General features: G+C 63.4%; 1 protein-coding gene. It reads right to left on the reverse strand.

Going from position 1 to position 13,907, the window contains the following annotated elements; translation table 11 throughout:
* Nucleotides 1-151: 151 nt before the first annotated feature.
* Nucleotides 152-13,900 (reverse strand): non-ribosomal peptide synthetase, encoded by a 13,749-nt coding sequence (locus I7X09_RS04640; RefSeq protein WP_200315804.1) that lies wholly within the window; start codon nucleotides 13,898-13,900, stop codon nucleotides 152-154.
* Nucleotides 13,901-13,907: the final 7 nt, after the last annotated feature.

Consider the following 13,907-nt stretch of genomic DNA (forward strand, 5'->3'; position numbering starts at 1 on the left):
TGGACGCCGGGGAACCCACAATTGCATCAGTGGGTTCCCCCAACACATCCAACCCCTACCGCCCATTGTTACAGCCGGTAACACCGATCCGGGCAACGGCACGATCACCTATGAATTCGGCCACTGGCACGGTCGCCGACGAAGCCCGATCTCACCACCCGAGTAGTTCGCCCGTTGCGAGGACGTACTCGAGATCGGGTAAGTCGGTTCGGTCGACGGCCGAGCGGACCTCGTCCGGAAGCACCACATGCGTCACCCAGTCGTCAGCAAGTGAGTCTTCGATTGCCTCGTCGTCACCGAGAATGACGACAGCCGCTCCGGCTGACGCCGCCAGGAGGACCGCGACCGAGTGCTCCGGCGAGCCGACCGCGCCGGCGAATGCCAACCTCGACTCGAAGTCGACGGAATACCGCTTACGCAGCTCCGCCAGAGAGTCCGACAGGTCGCCGTACGTCAGCACTCGGTCACCGTCGACGATCGCCGGATCGTCCGCCATTGTCGACCGGGCGCGATCGACGTAGCTGATCGGACGATCCGACATCGTCGCCAGCCGAGACTCGATCTCCGGTGACGTCAAGAGCAGCGTCGAGGTGTCGGAGTCATTCGACAGGGTCAGGCTTGCCGGATCCGACGGATGCGCCCCGGTAAAGGCTGCGCCGGCCTTCACCACAGACCAGTAGGCGATCACGGCATCGACACCACCACCGATGGAGATCGCAGTGCCGGGACCTGCACCTTCCTCGATGAGCAGGCGAGCCAGACGCGAAGACTTCGCGTCGAGTGCCGCGTAAGGGGTCTCCTCGCCGTCTGTTACCACCGCAGGCGCGTCCGGGTCGCTTTCCACGACGGAGGCGAGCAACTGAGGCAGCAACGTCGTGCTCGCGACTGCGCTGGCTTCGCGAACGCCGCCGGCGACCTCGGACTTCTCCATGTCGGTCAGCAGATCGAGATCGCCGACCTGCCTGGTCGGATCGTCGGTGACCTGCTCGAGTACACGAACGAACCGCTGTGCGAACGACTCGACCGTGGTCTTGTCGAACAGGTCCTCGGAATACAGCCACAGGCCGGAGAGTCCGAGGCCGTCCGCTGCGGTGGTCAGGGTGAGCTGAAGGTCGAACTTCGTGGTCAGGACTCCGCTGTCGACGGCGCCTATGGTCAGGTCTGCCAATGCAAACTCGGTCTGGGCGGTCGGTTCCAGCGACAGGACGATTTGGAACAGGCCCCCCGCCCGAGGCGGCAGCGCCTCCACGATTTCCTCGTAAGGAACATCGGCTTCGCCGAACGCGGCCAGGTCGACGTCGCGCACATGCGAAACGAGATCCTCGAAGCGTGCACCGGCATCGACCGTGGTGCGAAGCGCGAGTGTGTTGACGAACATACCGACGAGATCGTCGAGGGCGCGCTCGCCCCTGCCGCCGACAGCGGTACCGATCGCGAAGTCGGAGCCTCCACCCAACCTCGAGATCAGGACCGCCAGTGCGGCGTGGATTGTCATGAACACCGTGGCGTTCTTCGCTCGGGCGATGTCGCTCAGTCGCGAGTGGACATCAGCGTCGACGGTGAACTGGACGGCCCCCGCTGCGGCGGACTGCACCACGGGACGCGGTCGGTCTGTCGGCAAGCCGACATCGGTAGGCAGATCGTCGAGCGCTGTGCGCCAGAAGTCGAGTTGGCGCGCGGCGATCGTTCCCGCGTCATCTACCGATCCCAGTACGTCGCGTTGCCACAGCGCGAAGTCTGCGTACTGCACTTGGAGTGGGCTCCACGATGGTGCACTGCCCCGGGTACGCGCTTCGTAGGCCACCATCACGTCGCGGGCCAGTGGCCCCATCGACTGCCCGTCGGCCGCGATGTGATGCGCGACGAGTACGAACACGTACTGATCTTCTCCGATCTGGAGAAGATCAGTACGTACCGGAACCTCCGATGACACATCGAATCCGGCGGTCGTCGATTCGACGACCTTCGTGTACATCTGCGCGCCGTCGTGGACCGCTGTCGGTTCCCCGAATATGGGCACGAGGTCGGCGCCGACGATCCGCTGCACCGGCCCCAGCCCGTCGGACGGGTAAAGCGTTCGCAGTGACTCGTGGCGCGAAATCACGTCACGCAGAGCAAATTTCAGCGCATCGACGTCCAACTGCCCGGCCAGACGCAGCGCCATCGGGATGTTGTAGGTCGAGGCGTCGGTGTCCATCTGGTTGAGCACCCACATACGCTGCTGCGCCAGAGACAGCGGAATGCGCTCGGGGCGATCTTGGGCAACGAGCTGCTTTCGCGAACCGGTTCCGACGTGGACTTCGATCGCGCTCGCGAGTTCTTCGACTGTCCGGGTGTCGAACAGAGTCCGTACGGGGACTGTGGCGTCGAGGGATCGGCTCAGTCGTGCCGCCGCCCGGGTCGCGATCAATGAGTTACCACCGAGTTCGAAGAACTCGTCGTCGAGTCCGACCTGAGGAACCTCCAGCAATTCGGCGAATACCGTCGCCACGGCCTTCTCGGTGTCGGACACCGGCGCTCGATATTCGGCGGAAGCGAAGACGGGTGCAGGCAGCCGAGCGGAGTCGAGCTTCCCGTTCACCGTAAGGGGCAAGGCGTCCAACAACACTGTCGCGTCGGGAACCATGTAGCCGGTGAGGAAGTCGGCCGCACTTGTGCTGACCGTGCTCGCGTCGAGGTCCGAACCGGCCTCGGGCACGACGTACGCGATGAGCCGATCGCCCAGATCTGCGTCCTTGCGGACGACGGCCACGGCACGGGCGACACCACCGACTCGGAGCAGGGCCGTCTCGACCTCGCCGAGTTCGATCCGGAAACCTCGAAGCTGAACCTGCGAATCGGAACGCCCCAGGTATTCGAGCTGGCCGGCGCGGTTCCAGCGCGCCACATCGCCGCTTCGGTACATCGACTCGCCGTGTGATGCAAACGGATTCGCGACGAACCGCCCGGACGTCAATCCACTCTGCCCCAGATACCCGCGTGCCAGTTGTCCGCCGGCGACGTAGATCTCGCCGGCCGTGCCGATCGCAGCGGGCTGCAAACGGTCGTCGAGTACGTACACCCGAAGGCCGTCGAGTGGTCGACCTATCAACGACGCCGTCGCGGTCTCCGCGCTCGCACGATCGAGCGGGAGATAAGAGACGTGCACCGTGGTCTCGGTGATTCCGTACATGTTGACCAGTTGCGGCGAGTCGTCCGGATGACGGTCGTACCACCGGGTCAGCTGTGCGAGATCGAGTGCCTCGCCACCGAAGATCACGTACCGGAGCGCAAGATCCGACGCGGTACTGTCCGATCCTCCGGAAACACGGTCCGCCTCCGCAAGCTGGTAGAAAGCCGACGGAGTCTGATTGAGCACCGTGACGCCCTCGGTGGTCAGCAATTGTCTGAACTGGTCTGGCGAACGCGACGTCTCGAAGTCGACGACCACGAGTACACCGCCGTGAATGAGCGGACCCCACAGCTCCCACACCGAGAAGTCGAATGCGTAGCTGTGGAACAAAGTCCACACATCCGAGGAATCGAATGCGAATTCCGTCTGCGCGTTGGCGAACAACTCCACAACGTTCCGATGAGTGACCGCAACACCTTTGGGGCGGCCGGTAGATCCTGATGTGTAGATGACGTACGCCAGGTCTCTCGAACGCAAAGGCCGCACGCGGTCTGCGTCGGTCACGGGGCGGGAGTCGGCTGCGGCGTCCCGGGGCGAGACAGAAGGGCAGGGCAGTTCCCGCAGCGAATCCGGTGCGACGATCGCGCACACCGGAGACGCGTCGGCAAGGGTATATGCGATCCGCTCATCCGGATAGCTCGGATCGATCGGCAGATACGCGGCACCAGACTTGACGACGGCGAGCAGCGCCACGACCAGATCGACCGATCGCGGCAAGAGGACCGCTACGAGGTCCTCGGATCCGACTCCCGAATCGATCAGCGTGCGGGCCAGACAGTTGGCGCGGGAATCGATGTCCCGATACGTCAATCGCTCGTCTCCGAAGACCACCGCAATCTCGTTCGGTGATCGGGTCACCTGTGCATCGAACAGTCCGGCCAGAGTGGTCGAGTCGTCGACGACCGCCCCGGGCGTGGCCCACCCTTCGAGTATCGTCCGGCGTTCGTCCTCACCGAGAATGTCGATGTCGCCGACGGCACTGGACGAATTGGCGACGACGGATGTCAGCACGGCGTTCAGTCGTGACTCGAGGCCTGCAATCGTCGATTCGTCGTAGAGATCGGTGGCGTAGGTGACGGCGAAGGTGAGCCCGCCCGCCTGAGCCGGAGTCTCCCAGACCGTGAACTGCAGGTCGAACTTGGCCAACGTCGGCGCAATGTCGACACCCGAAATGCTCAGGCCCGGAATCTCTACGGATCCGTGCGCACCCTGACCGAGATTCTGGAACGAAAAGCCCACCTGGAAAAGCGGATTACGCGCCTGCGACCGTTCGGGGTCCAGCGCTTCCACCAGACGCTCGAACGGAACGTCAGCGTTCTCGAAACCGGCCAAATCGGTGTCCCGTACCTTCGACAGGAGTGCAGTGAACGACTCGCCCGGGTCGACCTCGGTCCGCAGGACCAAAGTGTTGACGAACATGCCGATCAGATCATCGAGAGCCTGTTCACCTCGTCCGGCCGCTGGTGTACCGATCACGATGTCGGCGGTGCCGGACAGCTTCGCCAGCAGGACGGCCAGCGCACCGTGCAGAACCATGAAGAGTGACACATTATGTTCTCGCGCAACACGATTCAATGATTCGTGCATGTCCGGTTCGATATCGAAGCAGTACTCGGCACCGGAGTGTGAAGCGACTCGCGGACGCGGCCGATCCGACGGCAGGGTCAGTTCGACGGGCAATCCGTCCAGTTGCGACTTCCAGTATTCCATCTGTTTCGAGATCAACGATCCCTGGTCGGACTCGACACCGAGTACCCGGCGCTGCCACAGCGCGAAGTCCGCGAATTGGATCGGTAGCGGCTTCCACGTCGGAGCGATTCCCTGCGACCTCGCGGCGTACGCCGAGACGACGTCCCGGACCAACGGCCCCATCGAAAAGCCGTCACCGCTGATGTGATGGATGGCGAACACCAGAACGTACTGCGAGTCGGCAAGATCGAACAGACGTGCCCGGACCGGCACGTCTGCAGTGACATCGAATCCGGCGAGTACGTATTCCGCCACCCGGTCGGTGACGACGGACTCGTGGATACGTACTGGCGACAGATCAGGCAGTGCATCCACGGTGTCGAGGACTCGCTGGTATCCGATACCGTCGACTTCCGGATATGTGGTCCTGAGAATCTCATGCCGCTCGAACAGATCACGAAGAGCTGCCTGCATGGCCTCGATGTCGAGATCCCCCGTCAACCGGATCGCGATCGGAATGTTGTCCACTCCGGACGCCGAATCGAATCGGTTCAGGAACCACATGCGCTGCTGCGCGATCGACAGCGGAACCAACTCAGGGCGCTCCTGTGGTTCGAGCGGCGGACGGCCGCCCCGCCCCACGAGCACGTCGATTCGCGCCGCGAGCGACTCCACTGTCGATGCATCGAACAGGATGCGGACCGGCACAGTGGTGTCGAGTGCATGCCCGAGCCGAGCGACGATCTGCGTCGCGATCAATGAATTACCGCCCAGCGCAAAGAAGTCGTCGTCCAGACCGACCTGCCCGATACCGAGGAGGTCCGCGAAAATACGCGCAACTTCGACCTCGACCACAGATTCGGGTTCCCGGAAGACCGCGATCTCGACCTCAGGATCGCGCAGTTGCTTCCGGTCGAGTTTTCCCGAGGCGTTGAGCGGCAGTTCGTCCAGAACAACATGCGCCGTGGGCACCATGTATGACGGAAGATGTTTCCCCAGTATCGATTCCAGTTCCAGCCAATCGATCAGAGACTCACCGGCCGCCGTCAGGTACGCGACCAGTTGATCGTTCCGGACGGCAACCACCACCGAACCGACCGACGGATGATCACGCAGGATCGACTCGATCTCCCCCAGCTCGATGCGTAGTCCGCGTAGCTTGACCTGAAAGTCGGTACGTCCGATGTATACCAACTCACCCGACGCATTCCATCGCACCAGGTCTCCGGTCCGATACAGGCGTGAGCCGGCAGGTCCGAACGGATCGGCGACAAACCGGTCCGCGGTCAGGTCCGGCCGAGCCACGTACCCCCGGGCCAACTGCACTCCCGCGAGGTAGAGTTCGCCCGCGACCCCGACGGGCACCGGATGCAGTCGTGAGTCGAGTACCAGAACGCGTGTGTTCCAGACCGGCGCGCCGATCGGCATGGTGGTGGTGTCGGCGTCCGTCACCTCGTGGAAGGTGACGTCGACCGCGGCCTCCGTCGGTCCGTACAAATTGTGCAGTTCAGTTCCGGGAAGAGCCGTCCGGAACTGTGCGGCCACCTGCGGGGCGAGCGCCTCACCCGATGCGAAGACTCGGGTGAGGGTAGAAGACCTCGTGACGACCGTATCCGCGAGGAACACTTCCAACATCGACGGCACGAAGTGAATGGTGGTCACTCGTTCGGACGCGATCAGCGCGGCCAGATAGGCCGGATCTCGGTGGCCGTCGACGGCAGCGATCGCCAGTCGAGCTCCGACTTGCAACGGCCAGAAGAACTCCCACACGGAGACATCGAAGGTAAAGGGAGTCTTCTGGAGGACCACGTCGTCGCCGAGGAGGCTGTACTCGGCCTGCATCCAGATCAGCCGGTTGACGATCGCGCGGTGTGACACCGCAACGCCCTTCGGTTTGCCCGTCGACCCGGAGGTGAAGATCACGTACGCCGTGTTCTCCCCTCGCAGCGGGCCGAGGCGGTCCGCGTCGGTGACCGGCGCGTCGGAACAACCGGACAGGTCTACGGTATCGATCCTGACTACCAGCACTCCCTCAGCGTCGAATCCATCTCTCTCTGTGGTCAATACACAGATCGGAGCTGCAGTCGACACGACGTATTCGTTGCGCTCGACGGGCTGATCGGGGTCGATGGGCAGATAGCCGCCGCCGGCCTTGACTACCGCGTACATCGCCACCAGCAAATCGAAGCTTCGGCGAATGGCCAAGCCGACCAGGGTATCCGGGCCGACGCCTTCCGACACGAGTTTGCGGGCGAGTTGATTGACCCGCCGGTCGAATTCGAGATACGTCAGCTGATTCCCATCGAAGGTCAGCGCGATCGAATGGGGAGAGCGGACGACCTGTTCATCGAACAGATCCACCAGCGTCACATCGCGAACATCGTGACCGGTGCTGTTCCAGCGCTCGACGACCAGCCCCAGATCGGAGTCGCCGACGACGTCGACGTCCCCGACCGGCCCAGCGGGGGCAGCCGCGACCGCCGAGAGAGTCGCGGTCAGATACTGGACAAAGGAGGCCACCGTCTTACGGTCGAACAGATCCGTTGCGTAAGTGAAGAGTCCACGGAGTTCACCGTCATGCTCGGTGATCGTCAATTGCAGATCGAATTTCGCCACGGACGCATCGACGTCGAGGGCCGATACCGTGACGCCGTCGATGTCGGCCGATTCGTCGCTGCCCTGGGCGACGTTCTGGAACGTGAGCATGACCTGGAACAGCGGATTGCGTGACTGCGATCGTTCCGGGTTGATGATTTCGACGAGGCGCTCGAACGGCACGTCGGCATGCGCGAACGCTTGCAGGTCCGACTCACGCGTGCTGCGAAGCAATTCCGTGAACGACAGCGACAGATCGACGTTCGTCCGCAACACGAGTGTGTTGACGAACATTCCGATCACATCGTCGAGTTCCTGCTCACCACGCCCCGCGACCGGAGTACCGATCACGATGTCGGAGGTGCCGGACAGGCGCGCCAGCATCACGGCGAATGCACTGTGCACGACCATGAATCGCGAAGCCTGATGCTCACGCGCAATTCGGTCGAGGGAATCGACGACGCCCTGCTCGATGGCAAATTGGTACTCTGCACCACCGTTCGTTGCTACGGCTGGACGTGGCCGATCGGTCGGCAGGTCCAGCTGATCCGGGATTCCCGCGAGCCGGCTCTTCCAGTAGTTGACCTGGCCCGAGATGATCGAGTGCGGATCGTCCTCGCTGCCGAGCACCTCACGCTGCCACAGGGTGTAGTCGACGAACTGGACAGCCAGCGGCGACCAGGACGGCGCACGCCCGTGCGATCGCGCCGCATACGCTGTCACCACGTCACGTACCAACGGCACCATCGAGAAACCGTCTCCGCTGATGTGATGGACGACGAAGACAAGCACGTACTCATCGTCGGCAAGTTGGAAGAGCGCGGTACGGAGAGGGATCTCGACCGTGACGTCGAATCCGGGCTGGATCAGCTCCCGCACACGGAGTTCCACAGCCTCGGCCGGAACTCGAACCGGTGACAGATCGAGATCGACTGCCGCCGAACCGAGAACCTGCTGGTAACCGACGCCGTCAATCTCGGGATAGATCGTGCGTAGGCTTTCGTGACGGTCGATCAGGTCCCGCACGGCCCCCGCCAGAGCCGCCGTGTTCAACATTCCGGTCAACCGCACGGCGACCGGAATGTTGTCGACCCCGGATTCCGGCTCGAACCGGTTGAGGAACCACATTCGCTGCTGCGCCAACGACAGCGGGACTCGCTCGGGACGCTCCTGCGGGACGAGAGGCATCCGCCCCGCGTCGCCGGTGTGAGTGCTCAGTCGTGCGGCCAGGGCCTCGACCGTCGACACGTCGAACAGCAGTCGTACCGGCACTACGGTGTCCAAGGACTGACCGAGCCGTGAGACAACTCGCGTGGCAATCAACGAGTTGCCGCCGAGTTCGAAGAAGTCGTCGTCGAGACCGACCTGAGCTACACCCAGAACATCCGAAAAGATCTGGGCCACAGTTTCTTCGACCACAGTGGTCGGAGCGCGGTATGACAGTGTCGCGAACGTCGGCTCGGGCAGGGCCCGCCGATCGACCTTTCCGTTGGCGTTCAATGGAACCGTCTCGATCGCCACGAACGCGGACGGCACCATGTAGTCAGGCAGACGCGCCGCGACGGTCGAACGTATCGCCGCGATGTCGACGTCGGCCCCGTGTGCTGGTACCAGATAAGCCACCAGGCGGTCTCCAACCAGGCTGTCCTTGTGTACCACCACGACAGCAGCCGATACCGAATCGAGTGCCACCAGGGCCCCTTCGATCTCGCCGAGTTCGATTCGGAGTCCACGGATTTTGACCTGGAAGTCGGTGCGGCCCAGATAGTCCAGCTCTCCCGAACCGTTCCACCGGACCTGGTCTCCGGTACGGTACAGCCGCGAGCCTGCCGACCCGAACGGATTCGCCACGAACCTCTCGGCAGTAAGGTCGAAGCGTCCGCCGTATCCGCGGCTGACTCCCACACCTCCCACGTAAAGCTCACCGACCACTCCGGCCGGGACCAGCTGCAGGCGCGAATCCAGCACGTAGAGTTCGATATTCGGAATTGGAATCCCGATGGGGACTCCGTTGACGTCTCCCGGTGCCGCCTCCTGGAAGGACACTACGTCGGAGGCCTCAGTCGGGCCGTAACTGTTGACGACGCGCACACCGGCCGCCATCAGATCTTTGAGCCGACCAACCTGAATGGGCTCACCACCGAGGAACACGACGTCGAGCGATTCGAGGACGCCGTCCACGTCGGCATCGACCAGTGCATCAAATGCACTCGGCGACATGTTCGCGACCTGGACGTCGTCGTCGGAGACGGCGCGAAGGATCTCGGCGGGGTCGAACCCCGCTGCGGCGACGTGAACACTGCCACCGCTGGTAAGCGGTCCCCACACATTCTTCTGCGTGAGATCGAAACTCGGTGACGACGCAACGACCACACCAGCGGCGTCCGGAAGTTCGGATCGGTACCAGGCTGTCGTATTCTCGATGCCCGCCATCGGTACGACCGTGGGCTTGGGCCGACCCGTCGAACCAGAGGTCGAGATGACGTATCCCACACGCTCACCTGCGCCCCGCTCACGCCAATGGTCCACCCATTCCGGAACAGAATCGCCGGATTCCGCCCCATCAGTGCTCTCGACCCGCAGCACCGGGAGCGCCGTCTGGACGCCGCCGGACGCGATCACCACGCGGGCACTGGTGTCTTCGAGCAATGTATTCACGCGCTCGGTCGGCAACGTGGGATCGATTGGTGTGTAACCGGCGCCCGTCTTCCACACCGCGAGCATTGCCACTACCCACTGCCACGACCTGGGCAGCACCAACGCAACCACGTCGTCCGCTCCCACACCCGCGGCGAGCAAGTCCTGAGAGAGCACCGACGACCGCGCATCGAGTTCCCCGTAGGTGAGGGTCCGATCATCGGCCACGACGGCAACCGTCGACCGGTCGCGACTGACATGCCGGGCAAAGAGTGCAAGTGGCGATCTGTCGCCGATCGACACACGCTGCCCCACCGACCAGTCGAGCACGCGGGCTGCCTCGCCGGCGCCGAACAGATCGATCTCGCCGACGAGAACGGCCGGATCGGCAGCGACCGCACCGAGCAATACGGACAGCCTGGAACCGAACGTCTCGATGGTCGAGGCATCGAAAAGGTCACGCGCATAATCGATGACGACTGACAGCCCGCCGACCTCGATGTCTTCCCACACCGTGAACTGGAGGTCGAACTTGGCGACTGCGGACTCGAGCTCGAAACCGCTTACCTCGAGGCCGCCGAGCGTTGCGCCACTTTGTGTTTTCTGGCCGAGGTTCTGGAACGCGAGCATCACCTGGAACAGCGGATTGTGTGCCTGCGAGCGTGCCGGGTCGAGCACCTCTACCAGGCGCTCGAACGGGACGTCAGCGTTACCGAATGCATCGAGGTCTGCAATCCGTGCCTGGTTCACCAGCTCGTCGAATGTACTTGCCGGATTGATCTCGGTACGCAGCACCAGGGTGTTGACGAACATGCCGATGACGTCGTCGAGTGCGCGATCGCCACGACCCGCCACCGGGGTGCCGATCGCGATGTCAGTGGTTCCGGACAAACGCGCCAACAGCACGGCGATTGCGCTGTGCAATACCATGAACACCGTGGCCTTGTTCGCCTGCGCAATCGACTCGAGGCGCGCGAGTACGTCCGCACCGATAGTCATCGTGTGCGACGCTCCGCGATAACTCGCGACGGGCGGGCGGGGTCGATCCATCGGCAGGTCTAGCCGCTCGGGGAGCCCGTCGAGCTGCTGTGTCCAGTAATCGATCTGGCGCGATATCACCGATTCCGCGTCGTGCTCGCTGCCGAGGACTGTTCGCTGCCAGATCGAGAAGTCTGCATATTGCACGTCCAGCGGCGTGAATTCGGGTGCGCTGCCAGCCGCCCGACTCGCGTAAGCGGTCACGACGTCGCGCACCAAGGGGCCCATCGAGAAGCCGTCACCACTGATGTGGTGGACGACGAATACAAGGACGTATTCCGACGCGGCCACCTGGAAGAGCTTGACCCGCAACGGCACCTGTGAGGTGACGTCGAATCCCCCGGTGATCTCCGTGATGACACGCTCGGTGATCTCGGATTCGGCCACAGCGACCGGCGACAGATCGAGCTCCACGTCGGAGACGGTCAAGATCTGCTGGTAGCCGACGCCGTCGACCTCCGGGTACACAGTACGCAGGCTCTCGTGCCGCTCGACGAGATCATCGATCGCCGAACGGAGCGCAGCGGCATCGAGCATTCCGGTCAGCCGGAGAACGACTGGGATGTGATCGACTGCCGAGGTCGAGTCGAAGCGGTTGAGGAACCACATACGCTGCTGCGCAAGCGAAAGCGGGATCCGGTCGGGACGTTCCTGTGCAACGAGAGGAGCCTTCGTACCGCGGCCGGCAGAATCGCCTACGAGAGAAGCTAATTCGGATACCGTCGGAGCATCGAAGAAAGCTCGCATGTCGAGTTCCACGCCGAGTTCGGCGTTCGCGCGCGCCACCACTCGCGTCGCGAGCAGTGAATTGCCCCCGAGGTCGAAGAACCCGTCGTCTATGCCGAGATCGTCGCGGCCGAGCAAGTCGGCAAAGATCGCTATCAACGTCTTCTCGACCGGGGTGCTCGGTGCGCGGTATTCGACAACCTGCGCTGTGAACTCGGGCGCCGGCAGCGCCTTGCGGTCCAGCTTGCCACTGGCATTGAGCGGAAACGCCTCGAGTTCGACAAACAGCGACGGCACCATGTAGTCCGGCAGGCGTCCACCCAATTCACGTGCAAGAGCGTCGGTGTCGAGCACAACTCCCGATGCGGGAACCACGTATGCCACCAGATTGTCGCCCAAAGCCGCATCGGAGTGGACGAGAACGGCCGCTTGTGCGATTGCGTCGTTGTCGAGTAGCGCTGATTCGATTTCGCCGAGTTCGATGCGCAGTCCCCGCAGCTTCACCTGGAAGTCGGTGCGGCCGAGGTACTCGAGCAGGCGGTCGGCGCCGGCACCGCGCCATCGGACCAGGTCGCCGGTTCGGTACATGCGCTCGCCGTCCGAGGTGGAATGCGCGACGAACCGATCCGCCGTCAGATCGGGGCGGGAGACATACCCTCTGGCCAGCTGGACCCCCGCGAGGTAAAGCTCGCCGGGGACGCCGGGAGGTACTGGACGCAGTGCGTCGTCGAGGACGAGTAGCTCTGTTTCGGCGACAGCACGGCCGATCGGAATGGAGACCTCGTCCTGCGGTCCGGTTGCGTAGTACGTGACGTCGACGGCTGCCTCGGTCGGTCCGTACAGATTGTGCAGTTCCGCGGTGCTGACGTCGCGCAGCCGCGCGGCGGTCTGGGCGGGAAGCGCTTCACCCGAGGCAAAAACGTAACGTAGCGAGGTGATCTCGGAAGCGCGCGGTTCAGCGACGAAGACCGCGAGCATCGAGGGGACAAAATGTACAACGGTGACGCCGTACTCGATCATCGTCGCTGCGACGTAGGCCGGATCACGATGCCCGTCCGGCTTCGCGATCACGAGGCAAGCGCCGACCTGCAACGGCCAGAAGAACTCCCACACCGACACGTCGAACGTAAACGGCGTCTTCTGCAGGATGACGTCTTCGCCGGTGAAGGGATATTCGCTCTGCCTCCATCGGAGGTTGGCGACGATTGCCTCGTGTGACACACCGACGCCCTTTGGCCTGCCGGTCGAACCCGACGTGAAGATCACGTACGCAAGATTGTCGGTGCGCAGCGGTGACAGCCGGTCACCGTCGGCAAGCGGCGCGCCTGAGTGCGCCGAGACATCGATGTCATCGATCCGCAGTACATCGACGTTTTCGGGAATGCCGACCGCGTCCACTGACGTCGTCAGCACGAGGACGGGCGCGGCGACGTCGATCACATACGCCAGACGCTCAGCGGGATGGTCGGGATCGAGTGGTAGGTACGCACCACCGGCCTTGACGATCGCGTACATCGCAACCAGCAGTTCGACGGACCGACGGATACCCAGGCCGACGAGTGTGTCCGGTCCGACGCCACGGGCGACGAGCTCGCGGGCGAGCTGATTGACCCGGCGATCGAATTCCGCGTAGGTCGACGCCGTGGAGCCGAAACGAAGGGCGACGGCATCGGGGGTACGCGCGACCTGCTCCTCGAACAGACTTACGAGAGTCGACTCGACGACCGACGGAGCCTCGAAAGCAACGACGGAAGTCGCGTCGGCGATGAGCGCACCGACGACGGATTCAAGGCCACCCTCTCGTGTGGCGAGCAACTCCGGCAGCAGCGTGGAGATCACGACCGGTACAAGTGCGTCCGGGCCGAGCGCACCACCCATCGCGGAGTCGAGTGTGGTCAGTTCCGAGTGCAACCGTTCGTAGGTGACCTCGGCGTCTGCATGAACAAGCGCTGTCCGGTCGGGCTCCGCCTCGGCTACTGCAGCGATCAATCTCGGCAGTTCCTCGATCGTCAGCGACTGTGGTCCCGGCATACCGACGGACATCAACACT

The sequence above is a fragment of the Rhodococcus sp. P-2 genome, assembly GCF_016598535.1.
GTDB lineage: Bacteria > Actinomycetota > Actinomycetes > Mycobacteriales > Mycobacteriaceae > Rhodococcus_F > Rhodococcus_F baikonurensis.